At 52.6% G+C, this 20442-nt stretch carries 20 protein-coding genes; 14 read left to right on the top strand and 6 right to left on the bottom strand.

The window, feature by feature from the left end:
• Positions 1–205: 205 nt before the first annotated feature.
• Positions 206–424, top strand: a complete 219-nt coding sequence (locus LY264_RS18820) for a DUF2754 domain-containing protein (RefSeq protein WP_003830949.1) — start codon at positions 206–208, stop codon at positions 422–424.
• A gap of 23 nt (positions 425–447) precedes the next feature.
• On the opposite strand, the gene ddlA is transcribed toward LY264_RS18820, so the two are convergent.
• On the bottom strand, positions 448–1542 hold the full coding sequence (ddlA, locus tag LY264_RS18815; protein WP_048216351.1) for a D-alanine--D-alanine ligase: 1095 nt from the start codon (positions 1540–1542) through the stop codon (positions 448–450).
• Positions 1543–1843: 301 nt separating this feature from the next.
• Between ddlA and LY264_RS18810 the strand changes: the two genes are divergently transcribed.
• The 5 genes from LY264_RS18810 (at position 1844) to adrA (ending at position 6676) form a co-directional block, all read left to right on the top strand.
• Positions 1844–3040, top strand: coding sequence for a multidrug efflux MFS transporter (locus LY264_RS18810; protein WP_048226321.1), 1197 nt, complete (start codon positions 1844–1846; stop codon positions 3038–3040).
• A 248-nt stretch (positions 3041–3288) separates the two neighbouring features.
• Positions 3289–3531 (top strand): sigma-S stabilization anti-adapter protein IraP, encoded by a 243-nt coding sequence (locus LY264_RS18805; RefSeq protein WP_048226319.1) that lies wholly within the window; start codon positions 3289–3291, stop codon positions 3529–3531.
• Between the two features lie 104 nt (positions 3532–3635).
• A complete protein-coding gene (gene phoA / locus LY264_RS18800; protein WP_048226318.1) occupies positions 3636–5051 on the top strand; it encodes an alkaline phosphatase in 1416 nt (471 codons plus the stop codon).
• Between the two features lie 97 nt (positions 5052–5148).
• Positions 5149–5469, top strand: a complete 321-nt coding sequence (gene psiF, locus LY264_RS18795; RefSeq protein ID WP_003830956.1) for a phosphate starvation-inducible protein PsiF — start codon at positions 5149–5151, stop codon at positions 5467–5469.
• A 91-nt stretch (positions 5470–5560) separates the two neighbouring features.
• The gene (adrA, locus tag LY264_RS18790) at positions 5561–6676 is read left to right on the top strand and encodes a diguanylate cyclase AdrA (RefSeq protein ID WP_122984024.1); all 1116 of its coding nucleotides are present in this window, start codon (positions 5561–5563) and stop codon (positions 6674–6676) included.
• Positions 6677–6693: 17 nt separating this feature from the next.
• Here the strand turns inward: adrA and proC are convergent, their stop codons facing one another.
• Positions 6694–7503: a pyrroline-5-carboxylate reductase gene (gene proC, locus LY264_RS18785; protein ID WP_008783907.1), complete on the bottom strand. Its 810-nt coding sequence runs from the start codon at positions 7501–7503 to the stop codon at positions 6694–6696.
• Between the two features lie 207 nt (positions 7504–7710).
• On the opposite strand from proC, the gene LY264_RS18780 reads away from it, so the two are divergent.
• From LY264_RS18780 to ppnP, 5 genes are all read left to right on the top strand, one after another.
• Positions 7711–8166 carry a YaiI/YqxD family protein gene (locus tag LY264_RS18780; protein ID WP_048214806.1) on the top strand — a complete coding sequence of 152 codons (456 nt, stop codon included), beginning with the start codon at positions 7711–7713 and terminating at the stop codon, positions 8164–8166.
• A 186-nt stretch (positions 8167–8352) separates the two neighbouring features.
• The gene (aroL, locus tag LY264_RS18775; RefSeq protein ID WP_008783910.1) at positions 8353–8898 is read left to right on the top strand and encodes a shikimate kinase AroL; all 546 of its coding nucleotides are present in this window, start codon (positions 8353–8355) and stop codon (positions 8896–8898) included.
• Positions 8899–8924: 26 nt separating this feature from the next.
• A complete protein-coding gene (gene yaiA, locus LY264_RS18770; RefSeq protein WP_003021472.1) occupies positions 8925–9116 on the top strand; it encodes a protein YaiA in 192 nt (63 codons plus the stop codon).
• Between the two features lie 246 nt (positions 9117–9362).
• Positions 9363–10040: an AroM family protein gene (locus tag LY264_RS18765; RefSeq protein ID WP_003830963.1), complete on the top strand. Its 678-nt coding sequence runs from the start codon at positions 9363–9365 to the stop codon at positions 10038–10040.
• Between the two features lie 71 nt (positions 10041–10111).
• On the top strand, positions 10112–10396 hold the full coding sequence (gene ppnP / locus LY264_RS18760) for a pyrimidine/purine nucleoside phosphorylase (RefSeq protein ID WP_003021477.1): 285 nt from the start codon (positions 10112–10114) through the stop codon (positions 10394–10396).
• A 50-nt stretch (positions 10397–10446) separates the two neighbouring features.
• Here the strand turns inward: ppnP and rdgC are convergent, their stop codons facing one another.
• Entirely contained in the window at positions 10447–11358 is a 912-nt protein-coding gene (gene rdgC, locus LY264_RS18755) for a recombination-associated protein RdgC (protein ID WP_003021479.1), read from the bottom strand.
• Positions 11359–11449: 91 nt separating this feature from the next.
• On the opposite strand from rdgC, the gene mak reads away from it, so the two are divergent.
• On the top strand, positions 11450–12358 hold the full coding sequence (mak, locus tag LY264_RS18750; protein ID WP_048214805.1) for a fructokinase: 909 nt from the start codon (positions 11450–11452) through the stop codon (positions 12356–12358).
• 27 nt (positions 12359–12385) lie between these two features.
• On the opposite strand, the gene araJ is transcribed toward mak, so the two are convergent.
• From araJ to sbcD, 3 genes are all read right to left on the bottom strand, one after another.
• On the bottom strand, positions 12386–13558 hold the full coding sequence (araJ, locus tag LY264_RS18745) for an MFS transporter AraJ (protein WP_071692504.1): 1173 nt from the start codon (positions 13556–13558) through the stop codon (positions 12386–12388).
• A 192-nt stretch (positions 13559–13750) separates the two neighbouring features.
• The gene (gene sbcC / locus LY264_RS18740; RefSeq protein ID WP_048226314.1) at positions 13751–16894 is read right to left on the bottom strand and encodes an exonuclease subunit SbcC; all 3144 of its coding nucleotides are present in this window, start codon (positions 16892–16894) and stop codon (positions 13751–13753) included.
• Complete coding sequence (gene sbcD / locus LY264_RS18735; protein WP_048226312.1) at positions 16891–18093, bottom strand: exonuclease subunit SbcD; 1203 nt, start codon at positions 18091–18093, stop codon at positions 16891–16893. The genes sbcC and sbcD overlap by 4 nt, the downstream gene beginning before the upstream one ends.
• A gap of 190 nt (positions 18094–18283) precedes the next feature.
• Between sbcD and phoB the strand changes: the two genes are divergently transcribed.
• A complete protein-coding gene (gene phoB, locus LY264_RS18730) occupies positions 18284–18973 on the top strand; it encodes a phosphate response regulator transcription factor PhoB (RefSeq protein WP_003830970.1) in 690 nt (229 codons plus the stop codon).
• Between the two features lie 50 nt (positions 18974–19023).
• A complete protein-coding gene (phoR, locus tag LY264_RS18725) occupies positions 19024–20319 on the top strand; it encodes a phosphate regulon sensor histidine kinase PhoR (protein ID WP_003830971.1) in 1296 nt (431 codons plus the stop codon).
• Positions 20320–20442 lie beyond the last annotated feature (123 nt).

The raw sequence follows: 20442 nt of genomic DNA, 5'->3' as shown, positions 1-20442 counted from the left end.
TGACAGGTGATCGGCAATGTCAATATCAGAATGATGGTAATTTCAGGTAGAGATTATTCCTGGATTTCGGTTTTTTGTTGGCGGTCACAATTATGTAACCTTAAGTTAAACTGAGTTACATTTAAGAAATTCCGCACAGGCCACAGACGCCCTCGGGGAAATGTGCGAGGATGCCTTACTGTGTTGTATTTCCACCGGAGCTGTTATGAACCTGCCTGTAAAAATCCGCCGAGACTGGCATTACTATGCTTTCGCTATTGGGCTTATCTTTATTCTGAATGGCGTGGTGGGGTTATTAGGTTTTGAAGCGCAGGGATGGCAAACTTATGCGGTGGGGCTGGTGACCTGGGTGATTAGCTTTTGGCTGGCCGGATTAATCATCCGTCGCCGCGTTGAAGATGATGAAGCAAAGGATGCCCAATAGCTCTATCAGGCATCCTGACGGGTTTACATACTGGTTTTCAGCGCGCTATCCGCAGCATGGCGTTCCAGCGCCAGTTCGATCAGGCGAGTGATCAAATCGGTATAGCCTAAACCGCTCGCTTGCCACAGTTTCGGATACATACTGATGTTGGTAAAGCCTGGCAGCGTGTTGATCTCATTGATCACAACGTCGTTTTCAGCAGTTAAGAAGACGTCCACGCGCGCCATGCCGGCACAGCCCAGAGTCTGGTAGGCCTGAATGGCGATTTCGCGGATCTTATCGTTAATCTCTGGCGCAATTGCTGCCGGAACGACAACTTTGGCACCGTTATCGTCAATGTATTTAGTGTCGTAAGCGTAAAAATCGCTGTTCAGCACGATCTCACCACAGGTACTGGCCTGCGGATGATCGTTGCCCAGTACCGCACATTCGATCTCGCGGCCTTTGATCCCTTGCTCCACAACGACTTTATGATCGAATTCAAATGCCAGCGCGACGGCCTGATCGTATTGGACTTCGCTGGTTACTTTACTGACGCCAACGGACGATCCCTGGTTGGCCGGTTTTACAAACAGCGGCAGACCCAGGCGGGATTCCACTTCGGCAAAGCTGATGCTGTTGCGATTCGCGCGAGTGAGCGTAATAAATGGCGCGATGTTTAACCCGGCATCACGCAGCAGACGTTTGGTCACGTCTTTATCCATACAGGCAGCAGAACCCAGCACATCAGAACCGACAAACGGCAGGTTCGCCACGCGCAGCATGCCCTGCAGAGAGCCATCTTCACCCAAAGTACCGTGTACGATTGGGAAAATAACATCGACCGTCGGCAGCGGTTGACCGTTTTGTGCATCGATCAACTGGTGCTCTTGTTTACCCGGTACCTGCGCCAGGCTGGTCTCAGAAGGTCGCAACGCAATATGCGCCGGATCGTCTGAATTGAGCAGATAGTTACTGGCATCGCTGACGTGCCATTGCCCTTGTTTATCAATACCTAACAGCACAACGTCAAAGCGAGTCTTGTCGATGGCATCGACAATATTTTTTGCCGATTGCAATGACACTTCATGTTCCGCTGATTTACCACCAAATACGATTCCTACCCGCAACTTTGCCATCTTAAAAACCCATTCCATGAATGCAAAGCACATACATTACCACGACAAAACGCAGGTTTCCTCGGCTTCTGGCAGATTGTTTTGGCGAATGACAGGGGATTAGAAGGGGACAGACACGCAGATCGCGCGGGAAGCACAATCCCCTGTTTATATTATGGGTTTGATGTGAGCTATATCACAAATATGATGAGCGGGAAGATAAAATCCTAAACTGTGATTTATCGCACCTGTAGACCCTTATTCGGCTAAGTAATTTGTTAAGCTGCTCGCAGTTTTCAGCTACTTATCGTTATGAGTCCTTATGGAATCCTGGAGAGTTAACCTTATTTCCGTTTGGTTCGGATGCTTTTTTACCGGACTGGCGATTAGCCAAATCTTGCCTTTTTTACCACTCTATATCTCCCAACTGGGCGTGACCTCGCATGAAGCGCTATCAATGTGGTCCGGATTAACGTTCAGCGTCACCTTCCTGATTTCAGCCATTGTTTCTCCGATGTGGGGCAGTCTGGCCGACCGCAAAGGACGCAAGCTGATGCTGCTGCGGGCCTCACTGGGGATGGCCATTGCGATTTTGCTACAGGCATTTGCCACTAACGTCTGGCAGCTTTTTCTGCTGCGCGGGGTGATGGGGTTAACCTCCGGCTATATTCCTAATGCGATGGCGCTGGTTGCGTCCCAGGTTCCACGCGAGCGCAGCGGCTGGGCGCTGAGTACGCTCTCTACGGCGCAAATTAGCGGCGTCATTGGCGGACCGCTGATGGGAGGCTTTATCGCCGATCATGTTGGCTTACGGGCGGTATTCTGTATTACCGCCGCCTTGCTGGTGGTGAGTTTTCTGGTCACACTGTTCTTGATCAAAGAGGGCGTTCGCCCGACGATTAAAAAAAGCGAACGTCTGAGTGGGAAGGCCGTGTTTGCCTCGCTTTCGCATCCGGCGTTGGTGATCAGCTTGTTTTTTACCACCATGGTGATTCAACTGTGTAACGGCTCAATTGGGCCTATTCTGGCGCTATTTATTAAATCAATGGTCCCGGACAGTTCGAATATTGCTTTTCTCAGTGGGCTGATTGCCTCAGTACCGGGCATTTCTGCTCTGATTTCCGCGCCTCGACTTGGTAAATTAGGCGACCGTATTGGTACTGAGCGGATTTTAATGGCGACGTTAATCTTCGCGGTGGTGCTGTTTTTCGCCATGTCGTGGGTCACCACGCCGTTGCAGTTGGGAATTTTACGTTTTCTGCTCGGCTTTGCTGATGGTGCGATGTTGCCGGCGGTGCAGACGCTGCTGGTGAAATACTCCAGCGACCAGATAACCGGACGCATCTTTGGCTATAACCAGTCATTTATGTACCTTGGCAACGTCGCCGGGCCATTGATGGGTGCAACGGTATCGGCAATGGCGGGATTTCGTTGGGTGTTCATTGCTACAGCAAGCATTGTGCTTATCAATATCTGGCAACTGGCTATCGCGTTGCGACGTCGGCGCGAGGCTCGTTGAGTTCCTGATTAACAACGCTGCCTGTCAGCGTTGTTAATTCATAAGTGTGTATTATATATTTGTGTGATTATTACTTTTCTTACCTTTTAATATTGAATCATTCTGCATCCAGACGCATTTACCCTTATTTTGTGTTGTGATTGTTTTCTCAAATCTTTTTATTCCTTATAAAAATACAACTTTCATCCTCTAGGCAGTCGTGAGCCTTAATGATAACGTGGCCCATATTTTGTTAAGGGAATAGGCAAATGAAAAACCTCGTCACTGAGTTGTTACTTAAGCTCGCGCAAAAAGAAGAAGAATCGCAAGATCTGGCGGCACAGGTCGAAACGTTAGAGCGGGTAATCATCGAAATGCTGCGCAATATGGCGTGGAACGATCGGCAAATATTTATTCGTCAAATTGAGGGGGCGCTGGCTGGCGGAAACCGCATGCCCGCGTTTCTGACGAACATACATAATGCTGGCAAGTGCGTACCAAAAGCGTTGTGATCCATCTGTGGTGGGGTAACCACAAATTATCATAAAAGTGTCACATCAAATACTTATAGTCGCTTTGTTTTAATTTTACCGTATTTATACATGGAGAATATAAAGTGAAACAAAGCGCTCTGGCTATTGCCCTGTTACCTTTGCTGTTTACCCCGGTTATTAATGCAGAAACATCTACTGTAGCGGTTATGGATAATCGTGCTGCTCAGGGAGATATCACCACGCCGGGTGGCGCTCGCCGATTGTCTGCCGATCAAACGGCGGCTCTGCGCGAATCCCTGAACGATAAACCGGCCAAAAATATAATTTTACTGATTGGCGATGGGATGGGCGACTCCGAAATAACGGCAGCGCGAAATTATGCTGAAGGCGCGGGCGGCTTTTTTAAAGGTATTGATGCTTTACCGTTGACCGGACAATACACACATTATGCGTTGGATAAGAAAACGGGCAAGCCCGATTATGTGACAGATTCAGCAGCATCTGCGACAGCATGGACAACCGGCGTGAAGACCTATAACGGGGCGCTGGGTGTGGATATTCATGAAAAAGATCACACCACGATTCTGGAAATGGCCAAAGCGGCAGGTCTGGCGACAGGCAACGTTTCCACGGCTGAATTACAGGATGCCACGCCGGCCGCACTGGTTGCCCATGTCACTTCGCGTAAATGCTATGGCCCGAGCGTGACGGCTGAAAAATGCCCGACGAACGCGCTGGAAAAAGGCGGTAAAGGGTCAATTACCGAACAATTATTGAATGCTCGTGCGGATGTTACGTTAGGCGGCGGGGCAAAGACTTTTACTGAAACCGCTACGGCAGGTGAGTGGCAGGGTAAAACGCTGCGAGAACAAGCCCAGGCCCGTGGTTACCAGATGGTGAGTGATGCCGCGACGCTGGCGACTGTTAGCGAAGCGAATCAGGATAAACCGCTGTTGGGTCTGTTCTCAGACGGTAATATGCCAGTGCGTTGGGAAGGGCCGAAAGCGTCTTATCACGGCAACCTGGATAAGCCGGTAGTGACCTGTACGCCAAATCCAAAACGTAACGACAGCGTGCCAACGCTGGCGCAGATGACGGATAAAGCGATTGAGCTGTTAAGCAAAAATGAGAAAGGTTTCTTCCTGCAAGTAGAAGGCGCGTCAATCGACAAACAAGATCATGCCGCTAACCCGTGTGGACAAATTGGTGAAACGGTCGATCTGGATGAAGCAGTGCAGCGTGCACTTGCCTTTGCGAAGAAAGATGGCAACACCCTGGTTGTGGTAACCGCTGACCACGCGCATGCCAGCCAGATCGTCGCACCGGATACCAAAGCGCCAGGTTTGACGCAGGCGCTGAACACTAAAGATGGCGCGGTGATGGTCATTAGCTATGGCAACTCTGAAGAAGAGTCCCAGGAGCACACCGGCAGCCAACTGCGTATTGCAGCCTATGGCCCTCATGCGGCGAATGTGGTTGGCCTGACCGATCAAACCGATCTGTTTTACACCATGAAAGCGGCGTTAGGACTGAAATAAGCTGATACCCGGCGGCAATACTTTTGCCGTCGGGTGGTATTTTTATCGTTAGCAGCCAAACTTACCTGTGTGTCGTCGTTCAGAAAAGGATGGTGCTATGAAAATTACATTATTAATGACGTTACTTTTTGGTCTGATTTTTTTAACTACCGTCGGTGCTGCCGAGAAGACGTTAACCCCGCAACAACAGCGTATGACCACCTGCAATCAGCAGGCCACGGCGCAGACCTTAAAAGGAGATGCGCGTAAGACCTATATGAGTGATTGCCTGAAAAACAGTAAATCTGCACCTGAGGAAAAGAGCCTGACGCCGCAGCAACAGAAAATGCGTGAATGCAACGTCAAGGCGACGGAACAGTCTCTGAAAGGCGATGATCGTAATAAGTTTATGAGCGCTTGCCTGAAAAAATCTGCTTAGCACTTCCGGGTGAGCAGGTAAAATCGCTCACCCGAAATATCATACTTCCGCCACCAGACCCCTTCCTATAATTTGGGAAATTTGTTTCAGAATATTCCCAAATACGATGAATGATGAAAACTTTTATCAAAAGAAGGTCGTCCCGAATGAAGCATTTATATTGCTTCATCAAAATGACCACCAACGTTCCGGTCTGCGATTTGCCCGACGAATCAGGCTGCCGCGAGCGGTGGGACTGGGGGGAATGTTTTTCCCTATCGCGTCGGTATTAGTTTCTCAGCCAATAACCGGAGGCTGGTGGCTTTTGCTGGTGGGATGGGCGTTTGTCTGGCCGCATCTGGCATGGCAATTGGCAAGTAAAGCTATCGATCCACTGCATAGCGAATATACCAACTTAAAAGCCGATGCCATCCTCGCCGGGATGTGGATGGGGATTATGGGGATAAACTTGCTGCCATCCACGGCGCTGTTGATGATTATCTGTATCAACCTGATGGGCGCAGGGGGTATGCGTGTCTTCATTGCAGGCGCCGTGTTGATGGTGGTTTCCTGCCTGGTGACGTTACAGTTAACGGATATTCCCGTGGCTTTTAGCAGTACGCAACTGAGTGTGCTGCTGTCGCTGCCGGTGTTAGTGGTTTACCCGTTGCTGTTTGCCTGGGTGAGTTACCAGACGCTCATCAGGCTGGCAGAACATAAACGTCGCTTACAGGTTATGAGTACGCGAGATGGGATGACCGGGGTTTATAACCGACGTCATTGGGAACTGTTGCTGCGGAATGAATTTGATAATTGCCGCCGCCATCAGCGTGATGCCACGCTCCTTATCATCGATATCGACCATTTTAAGAGTATCAATGATACCTGGGGCCATGACGTCGGGGATCAGGCCATTGTTGCACTGACCCGCCAGTTACAGATGACCTTACGCGGTAGCGATGTGATTGGTCGCTTTGGCGGTGATGAGTTTGCGGTAATCATGTGTGACACGTCAGCGAGCAGCGCGATTGCAGCGATGTCTCGTGTTCACGAACGGCTTACCCAACTGCGTTTATCTTGCGCGCCGCAGGTTGACCTGCGCATTAGCGTGGGCGTTGCGCCGCTGACGTCTGAAACTGAACACTATCGAGAATGGTTAAAATCAGCAGATATGGCTCTTTACAAAGCAAAGAATTCCGGACGTAACCGCACTGAAGCGGCGGCCTGACGTCCGGCGGTGTTAACTCAGGAGCGGCTGAGTTTTTCCGACTGCTCCATGCACTTAATCATCGCTTCAATCACCGATGAACGGAAACCGCGTTCTTCCAGGACGCGTACCGCCTCAATGGTGGTTCCACCTGGCGAGCACACCATATCCTTCAATTCGCCAGGATGTTTACCCGTTTCCAGAACCATTTTCGCCGAACCCATTACCGCTTGTGCTGCAAATTTATAAGCCTGCGCGCGGGGCATCCCCCCCTGAACGGCGGCATCAGCCATCGCTTCGATAAACATAAATACATAGGCCGGTGCTGAACCGCTGACGCCAACGACCGGATGAATCATTGCCTCCGCAATGACTTCTGCTTCACCAAAGCAGCGGAAGATATTCAGCACGTCGGCTGTTTCTTCTGGCGTGACTAAGGCGTTCGGCGTGACGGAGGTCATTCCGGCGTTCACCAGCGACGGCGTGTTTGGCATCGCGCGAATGATTTTACGGTCGTGACCCAGGGCACGGGCCAGCTGATCGAGAGTGACGCCTGCGGCAATCGAGACGACCAGGGAATCTTTGTTCAGGCTGGAGGTAATTTCACTCAGCACCTTAATCATGATGCCTGGTTTTACGGCCCCAAAAACAATATCAGCGATTTGCGCGACTTCTTGTGCAGACTGCGCCGCATTAATGCCGTACTGGTCGTGTAGCGCGGCGACCTTATCGGGGGAAGGGGTGTAGACCCAGATTTGTCCGGGGAGAACCTGGCCGCTGGCGATCATGCCGCCAAGAATGGCTTTGCCCATATTACCGCAGCCGATAAAACCAATTTTCTTGTCCATCTTGTCACTCCCTATGGATGATATTCATTGTTTTATACCCGTCATACTTCAAGTTGCATGTGCGTTGGCTGCAACCCGAATTATTTAGGGTAAATCTGGGAAAGCTAAGCTTAGCGCGGAATGAATATGTTCAGAAGGAGAAACAGCACTTTGCCTGAAAGTAAAAGCACGCGACAATGTGCGACAGCACACCAGTGGGGAGAAGCTATGACAATATGGGTGGATGCCGATGCGTGTCCGAATGTGATTAAAGACATTTTGTACCGCGCCGCTGAGCGCATGCAAATGCCGCTTGTTTTGGTGGCCAACCAAAGCCTGCGCGTCCCGCCTTCGCGTTTCATCAGCACATTACGTGTGCCTGCGGGCTTTGACGTGGCTGATAACGAGATTGTGCGTCAGTGCAGCGCCGGTGATTTAGTGATAACGGCAGATATTCCGCTGGCGGCTGAAGTGATTGAAAAAGGTGCGGCGGCGCTTAACCCGCGCGGCGAACGTTATACCGAAGCGACGATCCGTGAGCGTCTGATGATGCGTGATTTTATGGATACACTGCGTGCCAGCGGTATCCAGACCGGGGGGCCGGACAGCCTTTCGCCCCGCGACAGACAGCATTTTGCGGCTGAACTGGATAAGTGGTGGCTGGAAGTTCAGCGTAGAAAATAGAGTGTGTAATTTATTATTTACACTTTATTCATTGTGAATTCTTGTTATAGTAGGGGTTAACTCATCTTGCCATTCTTTCTGTAATTTTTTCTTTACGGTTTTGGCGATGTACTAGTTTGATGATATGATTATATTTTTAACCGCATCAGATCCCGCTTGTTGGCGGCTCTCTGGGGAAATTCTGTGATGACGCAACCTCTTTTTCTTGTTGGCCCCCGGGGGTGTGGTAAGACGACAACCGGTATGGCGTTGGCAAAGGCTATTGATTTCCAGTTCGTTGATACCGATCGCTGGTTGCAATCGCACGTGCAAATGACCGTGGCGGAAATCGTCGAAAGAGAAGGATGGGAAGGGTTTCGTGCCCAGGAAACGACCGCTCTGCAGGCTGTTACAGCTCCTGCCACGGTTGTTGCGACCGGCGGCGGTATCATTCTTACCGAATTTAATCGTCATTACATGCGCAGCCACGGCGTGGTTATCTATCTAAGCGCACCGGTATCGGTACTGGTTGATCGTCTGGAGGCCACGCCTGAAGAAGGATTGAGACCGACTCTAACCGGCAAACCGTTGACCGAAGAGGTTCAGGAAGTGCTCGCCCAGCGCGATGTTTTGTATCGTGAGGCTGCGCACTATATCGTTGATGCCACCAATCCACCTTCGCAGGTAGTGGAAGACATTCTTGGGATACTGGCGCAGGCAGCGCCACGGTTGCAGGGCGGTGTCTATACTTAATGTTCATCCAGTGAAAAGGAAGAATTATGCCGACACAACCACCTTACCCACGTCAAGCGACCATTGTTACGGTTGAAAAAGGGACGCCAGGTCAGACGGTAACCTGGTATCAACTTCGTGCCGATCACCCTAAACCGAATTCGTTGATCAGTGAGCATCCTTCAGCTCAGGAAGCGATGGATGCTAAAAAACGCTACGAAGACCCCGATAAAACCTGATATGAAGACCGCTCTGGCACGAGTCTTAAAAGTGCCAGTCCGGGCGCGCATCACATTTTTTTAAATTTCGCCGTATACAGTAAAAATTGAAAATTAAACAATAACAATCCAGTACTGGAATGATCTGGAATCTTTACACAATACACCGCCGATCTACTGCTACGCTTTTGAGCATTTGTAGCACAGGTCAGCGCCCGGCTCTTATCCGGGATTTCACAGCAAAGTAAGAAGACGGTGGAGCAACAAATGAGTACGTCGTTGGCTATCCTCACGATTGGCGTTGTGCCGATGTGTGAGATGTTACCGCTCCTGACGGAATATATTGATGAACAGCACATTACTCACCACAGTCTGCTGGGGCAGATGCAGCGAGAAGATGTGATGGCCGAGTACGGGGCTTCACCCGGTGACGAGCTGTTATTAACGCTGCTTAGCGACCACCAACTTGCTCATGTCTCACGCCAGAAAGTGGAACGCTCGCTGCAAAGCATTGTGGAGGTTCTCGATAATCAGGGATTTGATGTGATCCTGCTGATGAGTACCGCCTCAATCACCCGTCTGACCGCCCGCAATAGTATCTTGTTGGAACCCATACGCATTATTCCCCCGTTAGTGGCTTCAATTGTCGAAGGGCATCAGGTTGGGGTCATTGTACCTGTTGCTGAATTGCTCAAAGCCCAGACACAAAAGTGGCAGGTGTTACAAACTCCGCCAGTGTACGCCGTGGCGAATCCAGTAGAAGGTTCTGAACAACAGCTGATTGATGCCGGGAAATATCTCCTTGAGCAAGGTGCTGATGTTCTTATGCTGGACTGCCTGGGGTTTCATCAGCGTCATCGTGATTTACTGCAAAAGTCGCTGGATGTCCCGGTTCTGCTGTCCAATGTGTTGATTGCTCGACTGGCTTCGGAATTGCTGGCGTAATTTTGCGTGACAGGTGGAACATCAGCCCCCTATATTGGTTCCTAACTTAATCACGAGATAGGGCCAGTTGTATGCTTCAAAGTAATGAATACTTTTCCGGCAAAGTAAAATCGATCGGTTTTACCAGCAGCAGTACTGGCCGCGCCAGTGTAGGCGTGATGGCTGAAGGTGAATATACCTTTGGTACTGCGGCGCCTGAAGAGATGACGGTAGTAAGTGGCGCACTGAACGTGCTGCTGCCAGGGGAAACCGAGTGGAAAGTGTATGCCGCAGGAGACGTGTTTAACGTACCGGGCAACAGCGAGTTTCATCTGCAGGTAGCAGAGCCAACATCCTATCTTTGCCGTTACCTGTAAGCGTAAAAATGACGAATGGCGATATTGAGTCGCCATTCGCTAAACACGGCTTAACGTTGCGCTTCGCCGCCTAATCCTTCCACCAGACTTTTAATCAGCGCCGCCAGTTCACCTGTCATCAGGATGAAATCGGCATCAAAACGCTGAGCATAATCTTCGCGGTCGATATCTTCGTTCTGATCGCGCAGCTCGTCGCTGAACTTCAGACGCTTAATGGAGCCGTCGTCACACATAACGAACTGAATGCGCTGCTGCCAGTCGAGGGCCAGCTTAGTAACCAGTTTTCCCGCTTCGATATGCACGGCGATTTCGTCGCAGACCAGATCCTGCTTTTTCGCGCGGATCACACCGCCGTCTTCAAGGATCGCTTTCAGTTCAGCTTCATCCAGCAGTTGGAAGCCCTGTGCCGTGGTGCCGGAGCGAACCCATTCGGTCAGCGTCAGCTCAATAGGGTTTTCCATCGTCAGCGGAACGACCGGCAGCGAACCGAGACTCTTACGCAGCAGCGCCAGCGTATCTTCGGCTTTTTTCGCGCTCGCACAATCAACCATGATCAGATCGTTGACGGTATCGATCCACATCATTGTCTGGCTGAAGCGGCTAAAGGCGCGCGGCAGCAATGAGTGCAGAACTTCATCTTTCAGCGAGTCTTTTTCGGTCTTCTTAAGTTTGCGACCTTGCTCAGCTTCCAGTTTGAATATTTTGGCTTCCAGCGCCTGTTTGATAACCGGCGACGGCAGAATTTTTTCTTCTTTGCGGGCGCAGATAATAATTTGGCCATTGGCGGTATGCGTTAATGCATCGCTGTGCGATCCCATCGGCGGAACCCAGCCCATTTTTGCCATATCCTGGCTACCGCAAGGGGTGAACGTCATTGATGCCAGCTGTTTTTCCATCTCTTCGGCACGCAAAGAAACATCGCGGCTAAGACGGTAAACCATTAAATTTTTGAACCACAGCATGATAATTTCCACGGCCTTGTCGTTAAATCCAGCGGGCATGATAGCGAATTGTCGCTATGCTTGCATTGTTAATCGGGAAGAGGAGCAAACAGTGCGTATAGGTATCGATTTGGGCGGTACGAAAACGGAAGTTATTGCGCTTGGCGAGGCGGGCGAACAGCTTTTTCGCCATCGCCTGCCCACGCCGCGTGATGATTATCGGCAAACGATAGAAACCATCGCCACGCTGGTGGAGATGGCGGAAAACGCCACCGGGCAGACGGGAACCGTGGGAATGGGCATTCCAGGTTCAATCTCGCCTTACACCGGGGTGGTAAAGAATGCCAACTCGACCTGGCTTAACGGACAACCTTTTGACAAAGACCTGAGTTCGCGTCTGAATCGTGAAGTGCGGTTGGCAAATGATGCCAACTGTCTGGCGGTTTCAGAAGCGGTGGATGGTGCGGCGGCGGGGGCGCAAACCGTGTTTGCGGTGATTATCGGCACCGGATGTGGCGCAGGCGTGGCACTGAATGGTCGGGCGCACACGGGTGGTAACGGTACCGCGGGCGAGTGGGGGCATAATCCGCTGCCATGGATGGACGAAGATGAGCTGCTGTTCCGACAGGAAGTCCCCTGTTATTGCGGTAAACAAGGCTGCATTGAAACCTTCATTTCCGGGACCGGCTTTGCCACCGACTACCAGCGTCTGAGCGGTAAGCAGCTCAAAGGCAATGAAATTATCAGCCTTGTTACTGCGCAGGATGCTCTTGCGGAGCAGGCGTTGAGCCGCTATGAGCGTCGTCTGGCGAAATCACTGGCACATGTGGTGAATATTCTCGATCCGGACGTCATTGTGCTGGGGGGCGGAATGAGCAATGTCGACCGACTGTATCAAAACGTTCCGGCGTTGATTAAGCAGTTTGTCTTTGGTGGCGAGTGCGAAACGCCTCTACGCAAGGCGCTACACGGGGATTCCAGCGGTGTACGCGGTGCGGCCTGGCTGTGGCCGCAGGAGTAAGGTTCGCGTAGCCGGGTAGCGCAGATGCTATCCGGCAGCGTGTGTCATCTGGGGGACTGCGCGCTTCAGGCGACCGTACAGCAGCAGTGACGACATCGCAGAAAACGACAGCAGTGCCGCCGGCAGCGTCACGTAGTTGTAGGCAAAGCCCAGCGTCAGCATCATGCCACCGCAGTAAGCGCCAATCGCGCTACCGAGATTAAAGGCAATTTGCCCGCCAGCCGCACCCAGCAGCTCCCCTCCTTTAGCATTTTGCAGCAGCAAAATTTGCAGCGGTGCCGACAGGGCAAACAGGCCCGCGCAGCAAATAAAGGCGAAGGTCAGCGACGCGGCTTTGATCCCGCCAAAGGCAAAGAGCAACAGCAGAGCCAGCACAATCACGAAGTCGGTTATCACCGCAATGCGCAGCGGCGTATAGCGACCAGACAGCCGACCGCTCAGCAGATTTCCCAACACCATTCCTAATCCTACCAGCATCATGATGAAGGTCATCAGCGCTTCGGAAAAGCCGGAGATGAACATCATGTATGGTTTGACGTAGCTGAACCAGGCGAAAACCCCGGCGTTACCAAACATGGTGGCGGAGAAAATGAGCCACGGGGCGGGGCTTTTCAAAAAGTGAAATTGTTCGCGCAGGTTTCCTTTTGCTTCATCGCTGATGATGGGTACCCAAAAAGCGACCGAGACCATCACGGCGATATTAAAGACGGCAATCAGCAGGAACGTATAGCGCCAGCTAAATTCCTGACTCAGCCAGGTGCCGACGGGAATGCCAACCAGATTGGCAACGGTCATCCCCGAAATCATGCCCGCGACAGCGGCGGTGACTTTTCCCGGGCGGGCGAGCTTCGACAGGATAATTGCGCCAACGCCAAAAAACGCGCCGTGCGGGAAGCCTGAAACCAGCCTGCCCACCGCCAGCATAAAATACGAGGAGGAGAGGGTGAAAATGGCGTTGCCAATCACACACAGTGTGACCAGAAACAGCAGAATATGCTTGAGCGAAAAGCGGCTGGAAAAGAGTGCAATAATGGGAGCGCCCAGCACTACGCCAAAGGCGTAAAACGAGATCATATGGCCAGCGGCAGGAATAGAAATACCCACGTCCTGCGCCAGCTCGGTGAGAACGCCCATGATGCCAAACTCGGCCATGCCCAGCCCAAATGTTCCCAGCGCTAAAGAGAAAATGACTTTTTTCATACCACCTGCCAACAAGAAAGACGCAGGATGTGCGTCATAGCGGCGAACGTTCGCCGCCAATAGCGATAGCTTGCGGATAAGCGAAGTGGAATGCCATTTCATATCCGTCCCTGAGTATGCATTATTGTGCTACATAGCGTGCCGGATAGCGATGACGCTTATCCGGCCTGTGACACCACATCCGCTGGCCGATTACTCCACCGCAAACATTTTGTCGAGTTTGCTGTAGCCCAGACCGTTGATTTTTTTCACCTTGATCTGCACCGGAATGCGTTCTTTCATTGCTTCGACGTGGCTGATCACGCCAATGGTTTTACCGCTAGCGTTGAGCGCATCCAGCGCGTCCAGAGCGGTATCCAGCGTTTCGCTGTCCAGCGTGCCGAAGCCTTCGTCGAGGAACAGGGAGTCAATTCGTGTTTTGTGGCTGACCAGATCGGACAATGCCAGCGCCAGCGCCAGACTCACCAGGAAGCTCTCGCCGCCGGAGAGCGTACGCGTGTCACGCACCGCATCGGCTTGCCAGGTATCGACCACCTCCAGCTCCAGCGCTTCGCTGGCCTTGCGCTGCAACAGATAGCGACCGTGTAGACGGGTTAACTGGTTGTTGGCAAGCCAGACCAGGTTATCCAGCGTCAGTCCCTGGGCAAATTTGCGGAACTTATCTCCCTCTTTCGAGCCGATCAGCGCATTCAGATAGCCCCAGTCTTCGACCTGTTGCGCGACGTTATCAATCTCCTGCATCAGCGCCTGCTGTTGCTGGCGGTTTTCAGCATCCTGCCTGAGTTGCTGGCGAATTTCTCCCTGACGAGTGGTGTTATCCCGCAGCAGTTGGGTGAGCTGCGCCAGCGTGTCGCGAAGATGTTGTGCCGTGAGCGTGAGATCCACCCCGGTTGGTTGCTGCTGTTGATGAGTCGCCAGCGCCTGCTGGGCCTGATTAAGCAGCGTTTGTGCCTGTTGTTGCTGGACTTCCAGCGATTGTTTCAACTGCTCAAGACGGTTGAAGGTCTCTTCATCCAGCAGGGCGGCGATAAAGGCGTCACGATTGTCAAAGATGCTGGCCTGCAATGCGGCATCAAATTGTGCCTGAATTTCTGCGGCGTGCTGAACGTCCTGTGCTTCTTGCTGCTGCAAGGTTTGCCACTGTCCCTGTAAAGAGAGGCAATCGTCGTGCACCTGCCGCCAGTTTTCCAGCGACAGATCCTCAATGTTTTCAGAAAGCACCTCAGATTCTGGCAGCGTTTCCAGCAGCGGCGCAAGCTGGGCAATCCGGGCCTGTAACTCAGTCAGTTCATTCTGGCGCTGTTGCCACATTTGCGCTTCGTTCGCCCGTTCGCTTAACCATGAGGAGACTTCATCCTCGGGCGGAAGGGCCAGGCCATGACGGTCCAGCTCTGAGGTTAACGTCGCCTGGCGCTGGTCAATATGCTGTTGGAGTTGAGTAATCTGTTCGGTATGCGCGGCGATTTGCGCCTGCAGGGTATGACGCAAGCTTAACTGGTGAAGCTGTTGTTCGTACTCTTCCTGAGCGGCCAGCCACGGGGCAATGTCATCCTGCGGTTGTAGCGATACGTTGAGGCTGGCGGTAACGGTCAGCCACTCTTGAGTAAGTGCTTGCTCCTCCTGAGAAAGCCTCTGTGCTTCATGTTCATCGCGCTGAAGTTGCTGCGTTATCGCCTCAAGCTGCCCGCGCAGGGTTGAGCCCTCATCGGCCAGCGTTTTGACCTCTTTTTCCAGCGCTTCACGTCGTGCCTGATTTACGCTCAGCTCAAGCGTCTGGTAACGCTCGATAGCCGGATGTGTAGTAGAGCCACAAAGCGGACAAGGTTTGCCGGATTCCAGTAATGCCCGATGGCTTTCCAGATCTTTGATGCGGGCTTCCTGCTCGCAAATGAGTCTCACATCGGTAAGCTGCTGGTTTTTATCTTTATAGCGCTGACGTTTCTCGGCAAGTACCGCGTTGCGCTGGGTCAGCTCTTGCTGGCGCTGCACCAGTGAAGCGCGTAGCTGTGCCAGCTGCTTTTGCTTCGGGGCGATTTGCCCGTGCAGATTACTGAGGCGCTGGCGTAGTGGACGAAGCTGCACATGTTGCGCCAGCGCTTCTGTCACTTCCTGCGGCGAAAGGGTCAGCGCAGGAAGCGCCAGCGCATCGAGCTTAAGTGTGTCGTTCTCCCGCAGCTGCTGCCACTGGCGTAGCTGGGCGCTGGCGTCGGACTGTTGCGCCAGCAGCGCTTTCCATCCTGCCAGTTCGCTACTCCATAAGCGGAAGCGGTCATGTTCGTTCAGCCAGTCGGTTAAGGTCTGTTGTTCGGCGAGTATCGCGGTCGATTGCGTGTGCGCCTGCTGACGGATGCGCCCGCGCAGCGCTAATCTGCTTTGTAAGCGAGCATTCACTTCCTGAATCTTCTGGCGAGTACGCTCGATAGTAGCCGTTTGTTCCTGGATTCGCTCCCAGTGAGGGCGCAATGCTCTGGCCGGCTGCGCCAGGCTCAGCGCTGCCAGCTGCGGCTGCGCGTCTTCTTGCGCCTGAAGTGCTGCCTGTAATGCCTGCTGGTGGCGGTTTATGTCCGTCTGAAGCTCATTTTGCCGAATAAGCCAGTTGAAGTGCTGTTGCTGGGTTTGTTGGCTGGTAAGGTATTGTTTTTCTTCGTCAGTAAGTACCTGCAAACTTTCCGTCAGGGACTGCACCTGCTCTGGTGCTAACAGCGCCACGCCGCTGGCCTGGGCCTGCAGTTTTTCCAGCTCCGTACGCGCTGACTTGTGCTTTTCAAACACCATGGCGGAGATTTGGCCGTAGATCTCAGTACCAGTTAACTCTTCCAGAAGCTCGGCGCGCTCTTTCGGTTTGGCATTAAGAAAGGCGGCAAACTGGCCCTGAGACAGCAGCATCGAACGGGTAAAACGCCCGTAATCCAGCCCGGTAAGCTCGGCGGTCATCTCCAGCTTGTCTTTGACTTTATCGGCGAGGATTTTACCGTCCGCGCAGCGGGCCAGCTCTACGCGTGGGACCTGCAGATTGCCCTCAGGTTGGTTGCGTGCCCGGTTCTGGCTCCAGAATGCGCGGTAGGCTTCGCCGCGCACCTCAAACTCGACCTCGGCCAGACACTCCGCGGTGTCGCGGGTCATCAGGTCGTTTTGCGACTGTGACACGGTATTCAGGCGCGGCGTTTCGTGGTACAGGGCGAGGCAAATCGCGTCCAGCAGGGTGGTTTTCCCCGCGCCCGTTGGCCCGGTGATGGCGAATAACCCGTTACTGGCAAAAGGTTCTGCCGTGAAATCGACTTTCCATTCTCCCTTCAGGGAGTTGAGGTTCTTCAGGCGCAGGCTGAGAATTTTCATGCTTCACTCTCCCTGGCAAGCGTGTGTAAGGTTGCGCTAAACAGCTGATTCAGCCGGTTGCGCTGAGGCTCCTCGATCTCTTCCAGCGCCAGGCGGCGGTCAAAAACTTCCGTTACGCTTAGCTCGCTTAACGTTTCGCGTCGTTCATTGGCCATAATACGTTCACGTTGTTCCCGACTGCGGCGCACCAGTAACACCTCGACCGGTAAATCTTCGGTTAAGGCCTGGATCTTACGTTGCATGTCATGCAGATAGTCGTCGGTGGTGATTTCAATATCCAGCCATACCGGCGGCTCTTGCTGTACGTCGCGCCACTGCTCAAGCTGGGCGGTAATGGCGGCTAAATCGCCTTTCAATACTGCAAGCGGCTGGGTGACCGGTACGGTGAGATTTTCAACGGCCCTGAGTTTCCCCGCTTCGAAACTCACCAGATGTACACATTTGCTTTTGCCGCACTCGTCAAAACTGAGGGCAATCGGTGAACCGCAGTAGCGAATATGTTCCGTGCCGCCGATAATCTGCGCCCGGTGAATATGCCCCAGTGCGATGTAGTCCGCGGGTGGAAAGTTTTGCGCCGGAAAGGCGTCCAGCGTACCGATATAAATGTCACGTACAGCGTCACTTTTACTGGCGCCAACGGTGGTCAAATGCCCGGTCGCAATGATGGGCAGGTTTCGATCGCCACGCAGCGTGCAGGCGTCCTGATACTGCTGCTGGTAATAGTCGGTGATCGCCCCCAGCAGATGCTGCTGTTTTTCTTGTCCGGTTAGCCCTGCCTGGCTGGTAATGATGTCACGTGGTCGTAAGAAAGGAACCGGACACAGGATTGCTCCCGGCGTGCCATCACGTTGCGGCAGCACCTGCGGCGCATGGCCGGCGCTGGCAACGACCGTGGTGTTGAGAAACGCCAGAATATCGCGGGATTCATTGAGCGTGGCGACGGAATCGTGGTTGCCTGCCAGCACGACCAGATGACAACCGGTTTGCTGCAGATTGACGACAAAACGGTTATACAGCTCACGGGCGTAGCTTGGCGGTGAGCCGGTATCGAAAATATCGCCCGCCACAATAATGGCATCCACCTGCTGGGATTGTGCCGTCTCCAGCAGCCAGTCGAGAAAGGCCTGATGTTCAGCGGCGCGGCTCTTGCTGTAGAAATTTTGGCCCAGATGCCAGTCAGACGTGTGAAGGATGCGCATAAGAGTTCCATGACGATAAAACAGTGGCGGGGATTATAACCTTTCAAGGACGGTAATATCTTGTCTCCGGGCTGTCATAATTCGTCTGGCTGCGTTAAACCTGGACTATCTTTTCATAAATCTGTCATAAAACTGACGCATAATGGCACCGTATTGATGGCAAACGATTTAATTATAAACAGGGCAAATCATGGCGAGACGTATTCTGGTCGTAGAAGATGAAGCTCCAATTCGTGAAATGGTCTGCTTCGTGCTCGAGCAAAACGGTTTTCAACCCGTAGAAGCCGAAGACTATGACAGTGCTGTGAACCAACTCAATGAACCCTGGCCGGATCTCGTCCTGCTTGACTGGATGCTTCCCGGCGGCTCGGGTCTACAGTTTATTAAGCATCTCAAGCGCGAAGCCATGACGCGGGACATCCCCGTGATGATGCTGACGGCGAGGGGAGAAGAGGAAGATCGCGTCCGGGGTCTGGAAACCGGTGCGGATGATTATATTACCAAGCCGTTTTCTCCCAAGGAGCTGGTGGCGCGTATTAAAGCTGTGCTGCGTCGTATTTCCCCCATGGCGGTGGAAGAGGTTATTGAGATGCAGGGGCTGAGTCTTGATCCCACTTCGCATCGCGTGATGACCGGCGAAGAACCGCTGGATATGGGGCCGACCGAATTCAAACTGTTGCACTTCTTTATGACTCACCCCGAGCGCGTCTACAGCCGTGAACAACTCCTCAATCATGTCTGGGGAACCAATGTCTACGTAGAAGACCGGACAGTGGATGTGCATATCCGCCGCTTACGTAAAGCGCTGGAGCACAGCGGACACGATCGAATGGTGCAGACAGTTCGCGGGACGGGATATCGTTTTTCGACCCGCTTTTGACTGACAAGAATCAGGGCCTGATGGATTAGGCCGTTTATGGAGTAAGACGTTTGCTAGAACGATTGTCATGGAAAAGGTTGGTACTGGAGCTGATCCTGTGCTGCATACCGGCATTTATCCTTAGCGCTTTTTTCGGTTACCTGCCCTGGTTTTTACTGGCGTCGGTAACGGGCCTGCTTATCTGGCATTTCTGGAATCTATTACGTTTATCCTGGTGGTTATGGGTCGACAGAAGTATGACGCCGCCGCCGGGGCGAGGCAGTTGGGAGCCGTTGTTATATGGGCTGCATCAAATGCAGCTTCGCAACAAAAAGCGCCGTCGAGAACTGGGTAACCTGATTAAACGTTTTCGCAGCGGGGCGGAATCCCTACCCGACGCGGTGGTGTTGACCACCGAAGAAGGCGGTATCTTCTGGTGTAACGGACTGGCTCAGCAGGTTCTGGGACTGCGTTGGCCGGACGATAGCGGGCAAAATATTCTTAACCTGCTGCGCTACCCGGAATTCACACAATATCTGAAAACGCGCGATTTTAGCCGGCCAATCAATCTGGTGCTCAATACCGGACGGCATCTGGAAATTCGCGTGATGCCCTATACCGATAAGCAATTGTTGATGGTGGCGCGCGACGTTACCCAGATGCACCAGCTGGAAGGTTCACGGCGTAACTTTTTCGCCAACGCCAGCCATGAGTTGCGCACACCGCTGACGGTGCTGCAAGGCTACCTGGAAATGATGCAGGAGCACCCGCTGGAAGGGACAACGCGCGAAAAAGCACTGCATACCATGCGTGAACAAACGTACCGTATGGAAGGCCTGGTGAAGCAGCTGCTGACGCTGTCAAAAATTGAAGCTGCGCCGACGTTGCAGCTGAATGAGAAAGTCGATGTGCCCATGATGCTGCGCGTGATCGAGCACGAAGCGCAAACCCTGAGCCAGCATAAACATACGTTTACCTTTGATGTCGATAACAGCCTGAACGTGCGAGGCAACGAGGAGCAGTTGCGTAGCGCTATCTCGAATCTCGTGTACAACGCGGTGAACCACACACCAGCGGGAACGCACATTACCGTACGCTGGCAGCATGTGGCGTCGGGGGCGGAGTTTTGCGTGGAAGACAACGGTCCGGGCATTGCCCCCGAGCATATTCCACGTTTGACTGAACGTTTTTATCGTGTGGATAAGGCGAGATCGCGACAAACGGGCGGTAGCGGGCTGGGTCTGGCTATCGTGAAACATGCGCTGCATCATCACGACAGCCGTTTGAACATCGAAAGCGAACCAGGCAAAGGGACGCGATTTAGTTTCATGATCCCGGAACGTTTCATTGCCAAAAGTAACGGCTAAGACGTATTCGTAAGATAATCTTTCCAAAAGCCAGCGCAAGCTGGTTTTTTTTATGTGGTCAATAGATGCCTCCTGAATTTCACGACGTTTGATTGTTTTTTGTTCGAACTATTACCCATACCT

Source organism: Citrobacter portucalensis, assembly GCF_023374935.1.
Classification (GTDB): Bacteria; Pseudomonadota; Gammaproteobacteria; order Enterobacterales; family Enterobacteriaceae; genus Citrobacter; species Citrobacter portucalensis.
This window is presented reverse-complemented; position numbering and strand designations above follow the sequence as displayed.